14 protein-coding genes are annotated in these 15,045 nt (G+C 46.0%); 11 read left to right on the top strand and 3 right to left on the bottom strand.

Annotation, left to right across the window (positions count from 1 at the left end; genetic code table 11):
* Positions 1-114: 114 nt before the first annotated feature.
* The 10 genes from ACHZCY_RS04420 to ACHZCY_RS04375 all read left to right on the top strand — a co-directional run bounded on the left by ACHZCY_RS04420 (position 115) and on the right by ACHZCY_RS04375 (position 10,597).
* On the top strand, positions 115-1,074 hold the full coding sequence (locus tag ACHZCY_RS04420) for a trypsin-like serine peptidase (protein ID WP_319547987.1): 960 nt from the start codon (positions 115-117) through the stop codon (positions 1,072-1,074).
* Between the two features lie 121 nt (positions 1,075-1,195).
* Positions 1,196-1,501, top strand: coding sequence for a hypothetical protein (locus ACHZCY_RS04415; protein WP_319547986.1), 306 nt, complete (start codon positions 1,196-1,198; stop codon positions 1,499-1,501).
* Positions 1,502-1,803: 302 nt separating this feature from the next.
* The gene (locus tag ACHZCY_RS04410) at positions 1,804-1,959 is read left to right on the top strand and encodes a ketopantoate reductase family protein (protein ID WP_319547985.1); all 156 of its coding nucleotides are present in this window, start codon (positions 1,804-1,806) and stop codon (positions 1,957-1,959) included.
* A 24-nt stretch (positions 1,960-1,983) separates the two neighbouring features.
* Positions 1,984-2,520 carry a hypothetical protein gene (locus ACHZCY_RS04405; RefSeq protein ID WP_319547984.1) on the top strand — a complete coding sequence of 179 codons (537 nt, stop codon included), beginning with the start codon at positions 1,984-1,986 and terminating at the stop codon, positions 2,518-2,520.
* A gap of 695 nt (positions 2,521-3,215) precedes the next feature.
* A complete protein-coding gene (locus ACHZCY_RS04400; RefSeq protein WP_319547983.1) occupies positions 3,216-3,797 on the top strand; it encodes a beta-class carbonic anhydrase in 582 nt (193 codons plus the stop codon).
* Between the two features lie 238 nt (positions 3,798-4,035).
* Positions 4,036-5,028, top strand: coding sequence for an alpha/beta fold hydrolase (locus tag ACHZCY_RS04395; RefSeq protein ID WP_319547982.1), 993 nt, complete (start codon positions 4,036-4,038; stop codon positions 5,026-5,028).
* Positions 5,029-5,834: 806 nt separating this feature from the next.
* Positions 5,835-6,167 (top strand): hypothetical protein, encoded by a 333-nt coding sequence (locus ACHZCY_RS04390; RefSeq protein WP_319547981.1) that lies wholly within the window; start codon positions 5,835-5,837, stop codon positions 6,165-6,167.
* Positions 6,168-6,569: 402 nt separating this feature from the next.
* Positions 6,570-7,847, top strand: coding sequence for a double-cubane-cluster-containing anaerobic reductase (locus ACHZCY_RS04385; RefSeq protein ID WP_205224251.1), 1,278 nt, complete (start codon positions 6,570-6,572; stop codon positions 7,845-7,847).
* Between the two features lie 18 nt (positions 7,848-7,865).
* On the top strand, positions 7,866-8,627 hold the full coding sequence (locus tag ACHZCY_RS04380) for an acyl-CoA dehydratase activase (protein ID WP_319547980.1): 762 nt from the start codon (positions 7,866-7,868) through the stop codon (positions 8,625-8,627).
* Positions 8,628-9,250: 623 nt separating this feature from the next.
* Positions 9,251-10,597 (top strand): hypothetical protein, encoded by a 1,347-nt coding sequence (locus ACHZCY_RS04375; protein ID WP_319547979.1) that lies wholly within the window; start codon positions 9,251-9,253, stop codon positions 10,595-10,597.
* 309 nt (positions 10,598-10,906) lie between these two features.
* Here the strand turns inward: ACHZCY_RS04375 and ACHZCY_RS04370 are convergent, their stop codons facing one another.
* The 3 genes from ACHZCY_RS04370 to ACHZCY_RS04360 all read right to left on the bottom strand — a co-directional run bounded on the left by ACHZCY_RS04370 (position 10,907) and on the right by ACHZCY_RS04360 (position 12,551).
* The gene (locus ACHZCY_RS04370) at positions 10,907-11,392 is read right to left on the bottom strand and encodes an Hsp20/alpha crystallin family protein (protein WP_319547978.1); all 486 of its coding nucleotides are present in this window, start codon (positions 11,390-11,392) and stop codon (positions 10,907-10,909) included.
* A gap of 134 nt (positions 11,393-11,526) precedes the next feature.
* On the bottom strand, positions 11,527-11,967 hold the full coding sequence (locus ACHZCY_RS04365) for a universal stress protein (RefSeq protein WP_205224245.1): 441 nt from the start codon (positions 11,965-11,967) through the stop codon (positions 11,527-11,529).
* Between the two features lie 203 nt (positions 11,968-12,170).
* Positions 12,171-12,551, bottom strand: a complete 381-nt coding sequence (locus ACHZCY_RS04360) for a hypothetical protein (protein WP_319547977.1) — start codon at positions 12,549-12,551, stop codon at positions 12,171-12,173.
* Between the two features lie 707 nt (positions 12,552-13,258).
* Here ACHZCY_RS04360 and acsA point away from each other — a divergent pair.
* Positions 13,259-15,022: an acetate--CoA ligase gene (gene acsA / locus ACHZCY_RS04355; protein ID WP_394713364.1), complete on the top strand. Its 1,764-nt coding sequence runs from the start codon at positions 13,259-13,261 to the stop codon at positions 15,020-15,022.
* Positions 15,023-15,045 lie beyond the last annotated feature (23 nt).

The following is a 15,045-nucleotide window of genomic DNA, read 5'->3' as shown; positions in this document are numbered from 1 at the left end:
AGATTTATCTTTGATAGTGTGCAGGGAAAATACTGCACCCATCTGCTGAGGAGAAGCACTGCACTGCCTGATGCGTCAATCACCATCACCAAAACAATAACAGGAGAAACAACCATGTCTGATTATGAAAGTGTTTCATCAAATGATTGGGATGAGGAAGAGCTCGAATTGCATACCGAGGATTCAAGTGAAGGTAGCGCAGCAACCACAGCGGCCTATAAGCCTGAATCTGAAGATGATTTTGAAGAAGACGGGTTTGATGTCGGTACCCATGGCGGCGGCAGTTTGGAAAATGTAGCAGAGTTCGACGGCTCGTATGCACTCACCGAGGGCTTTACCATACTGGACGAGGGCGAAGCCATCGATCTTGCCACGGTTCCTCCGGCCTGCGATGAAACCTATGACCAGCCTGAATCTGTCTGTGGCAGGGATGATCGTAAAAAAATTTCCGGAACCACTTCCATACCATGGCGAATGATCTGTAAGCTCATCATTACCACTGCCGGCGGCAGCAGGTCCGGTTGTACAGGTTGGTTCATTGGCCCGAGGACGGTCATGACGGCTGGGCACTGTGTTTACAGTCATACCAGGGGCGGTTGGGCAAAAAAGATTGAGGTAATCCCAGGTATGAACGGCACCGTCAAACCGTACGGCTCCCAGATAGGTACTTCATTCAGGAGTGTCACTGGTTGGACAAAAAGTAAGAAATCCACCCATGATTATGGCTGCATCATTCTCCCTAATGATACTCTTGGGCGCCGCGTAGGTTGGTTTGGTTTTGCAAATTTATCTGCAGCATCCCTCCGCAACCTGCTGGCCAACAATTCCGGATATGCAGGAGATAAACCTTTTGGAACCCAGTGGTATAACGCAGGAAGAATCAGCAAGGTAGAGGCCCGGCGTCTCCATTACATGCTCGATACCTTCGGCGGCCAAAGCGGCAGCCCTACCTGGCGATATCGTGACGGCAAAAGGCACGCCATCGGTATTCATGCTTATGGTGGCTGTCCCAACAAATCAACCAGGATCACCAAACCGGTTTTTAACAACATGAAGAATTGGAAAAACGTGTAGCTGGTTATTGGCTGCATTATGGAACGCTGGGCCGTATTGCCTATGCGTTCCTCGATGCAGGCTGCGGCAGCAACAGCGGTGCATATGAGGTGACCACAAGGGACGTAAGGAGTAGTAAACAATGGGTAGTGATGATAACGCTGTAATCAGTAGCGATTCCCCCCCTCCACCTGTACTGCCGTCGTCGCCCGGATGGACGACAGCGACAATCACAGACATCATGGAAAGCTGGCCGCTGCAGCTCAGGCTCTCTATCGGCGATACAGACATGATGATTGAGCTTGCTGCAGATGCAATGGTCGAGTCAGAGGGGATACCCTTGTCACCGGGAGAGCTCTCACCGGGTGATCGCATCGAGATTCGTATTGAACGCGACCAGGCAGGTTCCGGCAAATGCCACGCCGTATACATCAAAAAAATACGCTGACGGTCAAGTTATATAATCGTTTACCGCTACCGCGTTATCACCGGTAATCCGTGGGGCAAGTAGGGTGGATAAGCGCAGCGCATCCACGCTGAATCCGATACTTGGATTGGTGGATGCGCGCTTATCTACTCTACAAAGCTGTGGTGCTGCTTAACAGTTACCGTTCGGGGTAGATTGACGGCTTTTAGATCTTCGCTGAACAAGTTACGTTTGAAATTTATATTTTTTTTTATGAAATGATAAAATGTTCAGGAGGAGTGCGGATTAGCAGCGTTCGGTCCAAATGAGGCAGAGGATTGCTGATGAAAGTTCTATTTTCTGGCGCAAGGCCTTTGGGTTCTGTCTATGCACACTTGCTTTACGAGCAAGGTGGAGATGTGACTGTCCTTGCCCGCGAGGAGCGGCATCATTGGCTCAAGGAAAACGGTCTGGTATTGATAAATGAAATTACGGGGTAAAAAGATCGATCGGCCGTCAAGGTGGTGAATGAACTGCAGCCTGAGGATGAGTACGACCTGGTAATCGTCCTTGTTAGAAAGAACAAACTCCTTCCGGTCTTTAACATTCTTGAAGCCGGCCATGGCTTCAAGAATGTCCTTTTCATGGGCAATAACTCCTTGGGCTTTGATGAGTATGTGAAGCACCTACCGGCCGAGAAGGTGCTTTTCGGCTTCCCTGGTGCGGGTGGAGGGATTCGTGAGCAAGTTGTCCGTTATGCGGATCGAGAGAAGCCGACAGGGAGACGGAGAACCGTGACCATTGGCGAGCTCGATGGTCGGAACAAAGAGAGAACGTTGGCGATCAAATCGTTGTTCGAATCTGCCGGAGTCCCGTTAGATCTTACTTCGGACATCGACGGATGGCTCAAATATCATGTTGCATTGGTCAGTCCCCTTGCCGGCGCTCTGTATAAGCACAATTGTGATAACTACCAGGCCGCGAAAGACAAGGAAACGCTTCGCGCTGCGGTCCGAGCTGCCAAAGAGGGGGGCCCGCGTGCTCAGGGCCCTCGGTTTTAGGAAACGACAGTCCTTGGAGATTAACTTGCTGTACTGGCTACCAGAGTCAATGAGCATGATGGTCTTGAAACGCTTGCTTGAGAGCACGTTCGCAGAGGTGGCTTTTGCTATGCATGCCAAGGCCGCTCAAGACGAGTTGGAAGCTCTCGCCCATTAGTTCCATGAACTGGCCGCAAGGACCTCCGTTGATACACCAAACATAGATTAGCTCAGAAATTACATCATCTAAGGGCGACCAGCCGAACCGGCGTTACATTTGTTTTAAAAGGGGCAGAGTAAAAGTAACCCTCGGGATATTTATTTTCATTCAGCCTCCTAACTCTCTTTTAAGCTCTTTTTGATTTTTCACGTTCTCATGGTCGCAACGTAATTAACTATTTGTTTTTACAATAAATAGAGCCGGCTGCGGCTGCTTGCAAAGGTGCTGCAGGAAAAGAAAGAGTCTAAATAAGGAGAATTCCGTTCCGTTCCAAAAACCTTGGTGCAAGGGTTTTGAAGAAAACCTAGCTCATAGCAAAGTGATGATTATGTAGAATAATTGAACTCATATGAGCTGCAGCTTAGTTTTGGTCTTACATTGTACGACCGGCTGCGTTGAATGAGTTTTGGGTCTTGAACGCATTTATATTTCTAATGTTATGATCTTTTTAAAAGGGGGCGTAGGGAGAAATTGGTGCCACCGAAAGGAGAATAAGATGAGTAAAATAGTAGATGAAGTGACATCCCCAAACGCTGATTATGTAGCCGGCTTTGGAGATAAAGGCGATTTGCCAATGCCTCCCGGCAGGCAGTTTGCCATCCTGACATGTATGGATGCACGCTTGGATCCTGCCAAATATGCAGGTCTTGCCGAAGGCGATGCTCATGTGATTCGTAACGCCGGCGGTAGGGCAAGTGATGATGCTATTCGTTCCTTGGTCATTTCTTGCAAACTGCTAGGGACAAAAGAATGGTTTGTTATCCACCACACAAATTGTGGAATGGAAACATTCTCAAACGAAATTATGGGGGATTTACTCTCGGGCAGTCTCAAAACAGCAAGTGTGGATGCTTCTGGCTGGCATGACAGCAACGCAGGTGGTGGCACCATTGATGGCAAGTTTGTTAATTGGCTGCCCATTAGTGACCAAGCCAAAAGTGTTGTGGAGGATGTTCTACGAATCAGGGCGAATTCAATGGTTCCGGGTGATATTCCCATTTATGGATATATTTATGACTGTAAGACCGGAGCGCTTAACGAGCTCCCTGAAGCAACAGAAGTCGGAAAGGCAAAATGAGGTAACTCCACTGGTAGCTAACTACAGCCTGATCCAAACAATGAATAGAGACGTAGCTGATATCATGACCCCTGGTCGCACTAGGAATTTTTGCTCGTATTGTTCCAGTGTGATCAGTGGTGTCTCAAGGACTTGCCGGAAAGAACCCCGATGTAATGCTCTGTAACTGTTTAAGGCTTCGTTCAAATCGGTGGTTGTCGCATTAACTTAATAAAATGAGATGATAAATGAGGATGGCATGAAGAAATACTTTCTGGCTTTGCTTTGTGTATTTGTTTTGCTTTCGCAGGCAGTTGCTGAGGATACCATTACCTATAATAAAGAGCTCGATGGGTTTGATTACCCATTTAAGGTCAGCACTTTTAATTTTGATTCTCAAAAGAAAAATTTGAAAATGCGATATATGGATATCGGGAATAAAGATACTGAAAAAGTAATTGTCTTATTACATGGCAAGAATTTTTCAGGGTACTATTGGGAAAGTGTTGCAAATGATCTTCTCCAGAGAAAATACAGGGTGATTATACCCGATCAAATTGGCTTTGGTAAATCTTCAAAGCCGGATTTCTATCAATATAGTTTTGGGCAATTAGCGTTAAATACCAAATCTTTATTGGATAATTTACATATCAAAAAAATTGATCTTGTAGGCCACTCAATGGGGGGGATGTTGGCTACCACCTTTGCCGTGAATTATCCTCAATCAGTTAATAAACTTATCCTGATCAACCCTATTGGTTTAGAAAATTACGGAAAGTATGTACAATTCAAAGATGTTAACTTCTTCTATAAAAGAGAGCTTGCTAAAACCCTCGATAAAGCAAGGGCGTACCAGAAAAAGAATTATTATGATGGAAAATGGTCAAGCGAATATGAGAAGCTTTTAGTTCCATTAAAAGGAATGCTAGCAGGAGAAGATTGGAAAATTGTTGCCTGGAATAATGCTTTAACGTATGGCCCTATTTTTTCAGAAAATATAGTGGACAGGTTGTCACAAATTCAAAGTAAAACATTCCTGATCATTGGTACCAGAGATAAAACCGGACCAGGCAGGGGTTGGAAAAAAGATGGTGTGACGAGAAAGCTGGGAGAATATAACATGCTTGGCAAGAATGCCAAAAATACTATAAAAGATTCAACACTTATCGAGTTGCCAGGACTGGGCCACATGCCACAGTATGAAAATTATGACGCTTTCATTCAAGCTTTCCATCAAGCGATTGATGAATAATCAACTGATCGGCTGGTGTGCTGGGCACGACCATTCATCACGTTTTTTCTGGTTCATCCGATAAATGCGTACTTTTCAGCATGGAGGGAATAGGGTCGGAGCTTGAAATATTCCATGTCCCTGAAGCCGTATGCTTGCCGTTTAATTTTTAATTTTGTTGTTGAACCCCTCCAGAGGGCCATTTTATATTTTATGTGGATAGTAGCTTCGCAGCCCCTTTATCCGTCTGAGAATCGTCATGCCAACAGAGGTAAGTTGCTTAATACCGGAGACTAAGGCACCGAAAACTTATTGTTTTAGAAAACGCTCTGCTCTAGCAGTGGTTCCTTGTTCCCAAAACAGTCGCAACTGTTCTTTCATGAAATGGATAGTCAGTAAAGGCTGGTTGGCTTCCTGTCATTTATCTAATCTCATGCCGTGTCCTTTTGCTATTTTTTTTCAGATCACGTATGCGTTTACCGGATAAACCAATATTGTTTCGATTCTCAATCCCCAGACGTCTACTGACAATGGACAAGACGACCTGGGATTCGGTCCTGGTTTGCACCTGACCGATCAGTTGACCAGAAAACTCGGCTGGCAGTTCAACGACACCTCCACCGTGCAACTACATAAAGTTTCAATAGTATTTGACAAGGAGTATGTTCTGCCAATGATAACCTGAATCAGTGAGCAGTCAAAAAACGGTAAAGGTGCAAAGCGACAACGCAATTGTATCGGTCAGAGTTAAATTAACCCTCGAAAAATTTAATTTTGCTCCGACCCCTTTAATGGGTCCCATGAAAAGCAACGATATGGTGAAATAATTGAATAAGCAATCTACAAGCGTCGATGCAATTGTAATAAATGAAGTGCAACTTCTATTGGCTGAAAAAAGAACATCTCTAGCAGTCATGAGAACGGGAATTGCTGTCTTAGCATTACCATTGTCTGTTATCAGTTTACTTATAGCCACTTCAAAATACTATGATTTTATAGGTGTCTTACATCTAATCGTACCATTAACTATCTTGAATTTAGGCTTGATTATTCTAGGGGTTTACCTTGTTACGAAAGCAGTAATGAAGATGAAAGCTTATGATCTCCATATTCATCAAATAAAACTAAAGTACAGTGCGATCGGTGAGTTTATAGAATAATTGCAAGCCAGAAAGAGGGTAAGGCAGTTTACGTTTTCACCACCCCTCAAGTGCGGTTCCCCAATGAGTGTGTAGTAAGGCGGCATGATGCAATTAATCCTTGTGAATGTTTCATTACGTCTTGCAGTCTGTAACTCCCTGACTTTCTTCCCGCCAGTAAAGTTTAGTTTGGCCTTGTCGTTTCTCTATTACATTATTTGTTGCCTTTATCTGCATTGAAAGGATTGATGACAGGCTTTCTCTGTATAGGTATTACCAATTGGACATATTAAGACATTCTATCTTATATTGTTTGCCGTTCAGCGCAGGTTGTATTTTTTAAAAAAATGTCATGAAACGGTAGAGACAAAAACTTTTTTCGCTGTCGATACTTTGGAAATGCAAAAAAATAAGGAGAGAGGAATGGCAGAAGATTATCGTTTAATGTGGCAGGAAATGGGACTTGATCTTGAAGCCCATGATGCGCTGCTCGGAGTTCTGGGGCAGGCATATGAGGATATTTACTTAGCCCAGAAAAACAGACCTGAGGGGATGGCTTATTTTGATTTTGTGATGAGTGAGGTTCACGGTTTACGAATCAGGGAGCTGCTGGACGAGAAAAAGGCAGGACGGAAAATTATAGGTTCGTACTGTGTCTTTGTGCCGGAAGAAATCGCACTCGCCGCCAATGCAACGCTTGTCGGATTGTGCTCAGGAGCAGACTTTGCCACAGAGGAGGTGGAGAAGCTGCTGCCAAGAAACACCTGTGCCCTGATTAAATCGTCGTTTGGTTTTAAGATCGGTAAAGTCTGCCCATACCTTGAAGGTGCCGACATGGTGGTTGGCGAAAATACCTGCGACGGCAAAAAAAAGGCATATGAAACACTTGGGAATATGGTCGATAATCTCTACGTGATGGATCTTCCCCAAGTCAAATCAGAAAATGGCCGGGCCTTGCTGAAGGCAGAATTTTATCGATTCATGGAGGCTGTTGAGGAGCTCACCGGTGTTACTGTAACAGCGGAAAGCCTCAAGCAGGGAATCCAGACGGTTAATGCCAAGCGGGCTGCAATTCACCGTCTCTCTCTCCTTCGCCAAGCCGATCCGGCGCCGATTTCAGGACTGGATGCACTGCTCGCCAACCAGGTCTTTTTTTATGATAATCCTGCCCGCTTTACAGAATCCGTCAACAAGATCTGTGACGAATTGGAGCAGAGGGTAGAGGCCGGCCAGGGAGCGTTCCCAAAACGTACACCGCGTATTCTCGTTTCCGGATGCCCTCAGGCCGTGCCTAACTGGAAGTTACCGATGATTGTTGAAACTTCAGGAGCGGTAATTGTCGGGGAAGAGTCATGCGTCGGAGAGCGCGGTACCCGCAATCTTACCGGAGAGTCCGGCACTACTGTAGACGAAATGATGGAAAGTCTGGTCGATCGCTACTTCAAGGTCGATTGTGCCGTATTCACCCCTAACTCAGATAGACTTGATCATATCAAGGAAATGGCTGCAGCATACAAGGCCGAGGGTGTCATCCATTACGGGCTGCAGTTCTGCCAACCCTACATCATGGAATCCATTCCCGTTGAGAATGCCCTTGAAGAGGACGGTATACCCTGTCTGAGGATAGACACCGACTATTCGCTGGAAGATGCCGGGCAATTGAAGACTCGCGTCGAAGCGTTCATTGAACAGCTGAGATAATCAGCATAAGGATCGATTATGCGTTATGCTGGAATTGACATCGGTTCCCGAACGATAGAACTGGTGACTGTAGATGACCGGGGAGAACAACAGGACAGCCTGCAGACCGAAACCGGTTTCGATCCTATTGCCCAGGCCAAAGAACTGATAGCTAAGGTGAAGTTCGATCATATAACGGCTACAGGCTATGGGAGGAGTCTTTTTGAAATAGCATTTGATTCGTCGACTGTTACTGAAATTAAGGCACATGCCACAGGGGCCTGGACTCTTTTTCCAGAAGCTTTAGGGGTACTCGATATTGGTGGGCAGGACAGTAAGGCTATTTCTCTGCGCAATAACGGACGAGTGAAAAAGTTTGAAATGAACGATCGTTGTGCTGCTGGGACCGGAAAATTCCTTGAAATTATGGCCAAGAGCCTCGGATATGGGCTTGATGAATTCGGTACCGAGGCATTATTGGCCGAGACGGACATAAACATTTCTTCCATGTGTACCGTGTTTGCCGAGTCGGAAGTGACATCGCTGATCGCCAAAGGAGAGAACAGGCGTGAAATTGCCCGTGGAGTCCATGAGAGTGTTGTCAGAAGGGCGGCGGCTATGGTCAATCGTGTTGCAGGAGAGGGCGATATCGTTTTTACAGGAGGTGTTGGTAAAAATCCATGCATTGTCAGCTTGTTGGTTGAGAAACTCGGACGAAGCGTGTTCATCCCTGACGATCCTCAGGCCATTGGAGCGTTTGGCGCTGCCTTGCTGACATGGCAGGCAAACAGTGGTCAGTAGTACCCCACGAGTGTGTGACCGGTGACCGTTTTACTGCCTTGCCGGCCTCCCTTCTCAAAGGGTGGTACACTTGGGATAACTCCCAAATACTGCCAGGATGCAGAGTAATCCCGGTTGTTCGTGTGCGTAATCAAAATTGATTAGCATGGTTAGAAGAGCCTGTCGGAACAAAGATATTGCCCGATAGGCCCTTAATCACATCTGTTGTCTTCCTCGCGTCAGGTGTGTCGAAAAGTTGGCTCGTACAGGATCAGCTTCGCATCCAAGGAACAGAAAACAACTTTCTTTTTTGGTCAGGGAGTATTTTTTACGGATAAAAATAAGCAAAAGTGAGCAATCAGCCGATATAGTCTTAAGTGAAGTGCATTATGGATCACTACTTGCTTACATTCCAAGAGAGGGATGGTGAGCCCAGTGTCCTGTCAATGCTGCCTTGTCGCATCTTTCATGTCTTTTTCCGCGCCTGCGAAGTCGGGCCATGTGGCACATAGCACAACTATGCACCACATGGCCCGACTTCACAGGAACAAAAAAATAGAATGAAATAAACCGACAATTCATCGCTGACAGGACACTACTTCCATTTTTTCCATTGACGATTACTCGTTTCGACACACAGCCAAATGATGGAAATACAAAAGACTATACATACCGCCGGGCAAACAACAACCAGAGAACGATCAGACAAAGCAACCGGTTCCTTTGATGAGGTGCTTTCCGGGACGGTGGCTGCGAAAAAGCAGGCTTCAGGACAACAGCAAACAGGCAATCTGCAGGAAATAGGGACCATCACACGGCAAACTCCAACTGTATCCGAATTGCTTCGCAAGCATGAACAACTCAAAGGGCAAACGTGGGATATCCTCTCTGATAACCAAAATCAGTACAAAAACTACAAATCCATCCTTCCTGGAACCAAGATATATATTGACCGGACCTCCGGTGAATTGTCCTGGTCAGGTGCAGAGCAAAAGCAGCCAACAGTCATGTTGCAGGAAGCTGTTGTCGGAACACGTGCCACCTCTTCATCTCCTCAGCAGCTTGAGAGCGGCCTTGTTGTACAAGAGACATCTCTTGCCCAACAAAGCGAACCTGTTAGTCTTGGTATGATCAGCAATGAAACCCCTACGGTTTCTCATCTTTTGCGTCAGGATGCACGCTTTCGCAATCAGACCTGGGATATCCTTGGTCAGGCAGTCAATACGGATAAACCGTTTCACAGCATGCAGGTCGGTTCTGAGGTATTGCTGAACCCCGCAACCATGGAGATCTCCTGGCAAGCCGGGACGGATACACGACCATCTGCCCCCAATGCAGTTGCGATGGCGCCAACAAAAAATTCTCTGCCAATGGAACCTGGGAATAGCGCGAATGAGCCGGTTGCAGATCTCAGTCAAGCAGTACAGCCATATATGGGGAAATCATACCAGGAAATCAATTGTTATGAACTGCTGGTCAATGGCTTGAAACAGCTCGATATTCCTTACGGGGGTCGCAATGGTCTGTACTCCAGGTTGACCAGCATGGCCGTTGACCGGGGAATGGCTGCAAATGCCTATCTCAATGGAGAAGGCATTGTTGAGGCGGCTGGTTCAACCGTCTTGTCCAAAAACTACGAACACGTTGCCGATTGGCAAAAGAATGCCGCTGATTTGATCAGTGAGATCGAACCGCTTTTGAATAGTGGCCAGATTCTCTCTTTTTCCACTCAAACCAGGGGGCATACTGGTATTGTTTCCCGTCAGGATGAGCGCTGGACCTTTATCAACTCCGGGAGATTGGATAATCCTGTTGGTGAGCGCGGTTTGAGCAAAGGGGTAGGGGAGGAGATCCTTGATAAGGAAATCCAGAACTGGTTTAAGCTGGCCCACAAGAATGGAGAACACCTGCGGGTGACACTGGGTGAGCTGAGTCAGGATAAAATGCGAACCGCTTCGATCATTGGAACCCTGCCGGATAATCGAATCTGATTGTAGGTGTTCTGAATAATTGCCTTTAACCTTACCTCCCCGATTTTTGGACTTGCCTGACCTCGAACGAAACCGCTACTCATCCACGATACCCTCCAGTTATATTCGGTTTTTTTCCCTTAACGATTTGTTCATATTTCCGGCACCACCTCTCAGTAGGCCGCTCACCCCGGATTGCTCATGAGAAATTCGAGTTAAGGTGGCCAACTGGTATTTGGCCTCTGGTAAGTGCGGAGTACACAATGGGGGATAAGTATATCCCCCATTGTGTGTAATCTGTAGGTTTCTTGTTAGCCTCAAAAAGGGTTGCTAACTAATAGTTACCTTTTTTTGTTTACTTTCCTTTGTTTTGGGAAGGCTGATTTCAAGTACCCCATTTTTGAACGAGGCCTCTGCTTTATCTGCATCTACATCTGCGGGCAGTCGGAACCTGCGGCAGAAGGAGCCGTATCTACGTTCCTCCCGGTGATAATCCTTTTTCTCAACCTTCTTCTCCTGTTTCTTCTCTCCTGAGATAGTCACCGTATTTTCCGTAATGGATACATCCAAGTCTTCCTTGTTGATTCCTGGAATTTCGGCTTTCACTATCATCTTGCCTTTTTCTTCATAAATATCAACAGATGGCGACATCTCTTCCATTGCTGGAAAATCAAAACCAGACCATGAGGGACGTGTCATAAGGGAAAAGGGATGTTTGAAAAATTTGTCAAAATATCTCTCCATATCCTCAAACGGAGAAACAGGATGACTTTCTTCCTTTCTGACCAATTCAGTATTTTTTTCTTTTTTTGCCATGATTATCTTCCTGGTTCGGTTTGATAATTACATGCAGGGAATGCCGATACTTTTTGTGAAAAAGTCACCCTGTCATTTTCTCCTTGTCTACTTTCTTGAGGTTTGTGGCTCATGGTTGCCTTACAAACTCGACTTTACTTATAAGGGTTGAAAAGGAGCGTCGGGCAGGGTGCTTGTTTAGCAATTTCACTGGCCACGCTGCCTAACATGATTTTTTCAAGACCTTTTCTGCCATGGGTACCGATAATAATCATCGATGCCTTTTCTGCCTCTACATAGGCCAAGATTTGATCAACGGCGTCTCCATAGCTTACTTTGCCGCTGCAGCCTGCACATTGAGCTTTATTATCAGTGACAAGGTTATCTATTTTTTCTTGTGCATGCTCCTTGAGTTCCTTTTCTATTTGATCCCAGGAAGGGTGAACAACGCCGGAATAACTGTCAAGCGGCTTTACAACGTGAATAAAACTTACTGCGGCGTCAAGTTTACCGGCAATGTTGATGGCAAATTCGGTCAGCTTTTCGGTGTGTTGTTGTAAATCTACAGGGACGACAATCTTTGTAATGTTTTGCATGACCTTCCTCCTGGAAACGTTTTTAGGGTTTGCAACACCTGTTACTCAGTTTCTTCTGCCGGACCTCCTCTATCCTTAAAAAAACAGCGCCGGAAGATTGCTTTGCAAGCAATTAAGTTCCCTTCAAGTAATGGGAGTTGCCTTAAAAAATGTACCTGCTGGTTGAGCTATGATACACATGTATTTGTTTATGCTTCAGACATCTAGGGTGTCCGGATCGTAGCCTTAGCATCACAAACTGGATATGTCTTGCCTTGTAAAAGCCGATAAATAATAGTCCGATCAGGTCGACTTACGTTCACTCCAATTTTGGTTGCACTGCCAAAATCAAAAATTGCATATTTGTCGTTCGGCTTATTAACGAATTTTATAATCTTTGTTGTGCTTGCGGCAGGAATTGTGCCTCCACTATCAGTGCTGAAAATAATAAATGCCTTTTGCTCTTTGAGGTTGAAATCTATGCCGTATCCTTGAGTAGTGCACTGCACACTCCAGTAATCGTCTGCTATTGCTAAGCTAGGGCCGAACAATAGGAACAAAATGCATGCACCCATAACGTATTTTGCATGAGGCCTTTTTTTCATTTGCCAAACTCCCTAGTTAATAATGATTTGTGGAAAAAGTATTTTTCCAGCTGGATAGAGATTAAAAAATGTTAATATTTCAATAAACACAACAAGTTCTAAAACATCTACAGCTTTCAAAGCAAATAGTGTTCCTGTGTTTCCTAAAAGTTTCAATTAGATTTAATTCCTTGCTCAGTGGATATTCCACCAAAATCAAATGGAAAAAGTAAATAGATTCTATTTGCGTACAATGCTCAGCCTGTTATGCGTATAGATAGACAGCAGACTGATTTTATTTTTCTTTTCTGGAAAACAAGCGCCAGATCTATTCTCATGAAAAAACATGAAAATGAATGAGTGTTTTCTGTCTGTACTAAAATAAACAATCCAACTGCCGAGGTCGAAAAAATGGCTTGGTTTCATGGGTAAGCGGAAAGGGGATTGTGGTGCATTTGAACCAACTATGGTGGTGCATTTGAACCAAGCACCAATTAGTAATTATTCTTATTTGTTGTTCTATGGAATTGCAGCATTCATATGCGGCTAATTTCGGAGAGAGGGCTTCAACAGAATCGATTGTACCGTTGGTTTATATAGCTTGTTCTGGCAGTAATTTTGCAATTTAGAACAAGGGAATGACAAAACCAAACCGGCTGGAGAACTGCTCAAAACAACCCGGTGACGAGTTACGTTCGCTGAAAGTTTATATAACAAAAGGTGGGTATGTGCACTGGCAAGCAATTAAAAAGACCCCAAAATCGTTCAGGGTCACCCCGCATCTGCTTGATTACGAAGAGACTTGTGCACATTTTTCCTGGGAAACCATTGGTCGTGAGTTAAACGGGTTACCCGGTGGTAAAGGGCTCAATATCGCCCATGAGGCTGTGGACCGTCATGCCAACACGCATTTGGCGCATCATCCGGCTCTTCGCTGGCTGGGACCTGACGGCACTGTCCTTGAGTATACATACACCGATCTTCAGCAACAGAGTAACCGTTTTGCCAATGTATTGCGGCAGCTGGGGGTAGGCAAGGGTGATACGGTCTTTGTTTTTGCGGACCGGATACCGGCTTTATACTTTGCCGCTCTGGGATCGCTGAAAAACGGCAGTATTTTTTGTCCGCTCTTTTCAGCATTCGGACCGGAACCGGTTTACCAGCGTTTACAGCGGGGCCATGCCAAGGTTCTGGTCACCACCACCCAAATCTTTCAGCAAAAAGTGGAGCAACTGCGAGAGCGCCTGCCGCAATTGCAGCATATATTGCTCATAGATGCGTCTGATGACCTCGGCGAAGGACATTGGTCTCTGCCGCAAAAAATGATGGTTGCTTCCGAGGACTTCACCATCGAGGCAACTGATCCGGAAGATCCGGCTTTGCTCCACTTTACCAGTGGCACCACCGGTATGCCCAAAGGAGCATTGCATGTACACAAAGCAGTCTTCACCCATTACGCGACCGGGAAATTTGTCCTTGATTTTCATCCGGACGATATCTTCTGGTGCACTGCCGATCCTGGCTGGGTGACAGGAATGGCTTACGGTATCATTGCGCCCCTGGTGGCCGGCATTACCTGCATTATTGATTCCGAACCCTTTAATGCTGAACGCTGGTACAAGATTCTGGAACGTGAGCAGGTGAGTATCTGGTACACTTCACCGACCGCAATTCGACGTTTGATGCGTCTGGATATTCAACCTCGCCGCCTCTACGATCTCCGGCACCTCCGAGCTGTCCACAGTGTTGGTGAACCCCTCAATCCCGAGGCTGTAATCTGGGGTCAGGATGCTTTAGGCACAGCCATTCATGACAACTGGTGGCAGACGGAAACAGGGGGGATAATGATTGCCAATTACCTTGCCATGGAAATTCGTCCCGGCTCCATGGGGCGTCCCCTGCCTGGTATTCAAGCCGCTGTTATACGACGGCAAAAGGATCATAGTCTCGAGGTCATTACAGAGGATAATGTTGAGGGAGAACTGGCCCTGCAAAAAGGGTGGCCTTCCATGTTTCGTGCCTATGTGGACGAGGACACCCGTTATCGCAAGTGTTTTGTTGATCAATGGTATCTTACCGGAGATATAGTCCGGCGTGATGGTGATGGGTATTTCTGGTTTGTCGGGCGCGCAGACGATATTATTAAAACTGCAGGCCATATGGTCAGCCCTTTTGAAGTCGAGAGCACTCTGATGGCCCATCCAGCAGTAGCAGAGGCCGGAGTGATCGGTAAACCCGATGTCCTGCTTGGGGAACTGGTCAAAGCTTTTGTCGCTCTTAAACCTGGAACTGTTGCCGATGATCAACTCCGTCTTGAGCTGATAGGATTCACCCGTCGTCGTCTAGGTCCGGCTGTAGCTCCGCGAGAGATCGAGTTCCAAAACCAACTCCCCAAAAACAGGGCAGGCAAAATTATGCGCCGTCTTCTCAAGGACCGTGAACTGGGTATGCCTGAAGGCGATTTCTCGACCATGGAGACCGAAAACGAGTAACTTCAGGCCGGCACGAACAAGAC

The sequence above is a fragment of the Desulfogranum marinum genome, assembly GCF_963675105.2.
In the GTDB taxonomy this organism is placed as follows: Bacteria; Desulfobacterota; Desulfobulbia; order Desulfobulbales; family Desulfobulbaceae; genus Desulfogranum; species Desulfogranum marinum.
This window is presented reverse-complemented; position numbering and strand designations above follow the sequence as displayed.

Bases quoted from the DNA above. Each gene is read 5' to 3' on its own strand.
- ACHZCY_RS04380 (WP_319547980.1), top strand. From the start codon at position 7,866: ATGCGTTATGCTGGAATTGACATCGGTTCCCGAACGATAGAACTGGTG.
- ACHZCY_RS04360 (WP_319547977.1), bottom strand. From the start codon at position 12,551: ATGAAAAAAAGGCCTCATGCAAAATACGTTATGGGTGCATGCATTTTG.
- ACHZCY_RS04400 (WP_319547983.1), top strand. From the start codon at position 3,216: ATGAGTAAAATAGTAGATGAAGTGACATCCCCAAACGCTGATTATGTA.
- ACHZCY_RS04370 (WP_319547978.1), bottom strand. From the start codon at position 11,392: ATGGCAAAAAAAGAAAAAAATACTGAATTGGTCAGAAAGGAAGAAAGT.
- ACHZCY_RS04420 (WP_319547987.1), top strand. From the start codon at position 115: ATGTCTGATTATGAAAGTGTTTCATCAAATGATTGGGATGAGGAAGAG.
- ACHZCY_RS04415 (WP_319547986.1), top strand. From the start codon at position 1,196: ATGGGTAGTGATGATAACGCTGTAATCAGTAGCGATTCCCCCCCTCCA.
- ACHZCY_RS04410 (WP_319547985.1), top strand. From the start codon at position 1,804: ATGAAAGTTCTATTTTCTGGCGCAAGGCCTTTGGGTTCTGTCTATGCA.
- ACHZCY_RS04385 (WP_205224251.1), top strand. From the start codon at position 6,570: ATGGCAGAAGATTATCGTTTAATGTGGCAGGAAATGGGACTTGATCTT.
- ACHZCY_RS04375 (WP_319547979.1), top strand. From the start codon at position 9,251: ATGATGGAAATACAAAAGACTATACATACCGCCGGGCAAACAACAACC.
- ACHZCY_RS04365 (WP_205224245.1), bottom strand. From the start codon at position 11,967: ATGCAAAACATTACAAAGATTGTCGTCCCTGTAGATTTACAACAACAC.
- ACHZCY_RS04395 (WP_319547982.1), top strand. From the start codon at position 4,036: ATGAAGAAATACTTTCTGGCTTTGCTTTGTGTATTTGTTTTGCTTTCG.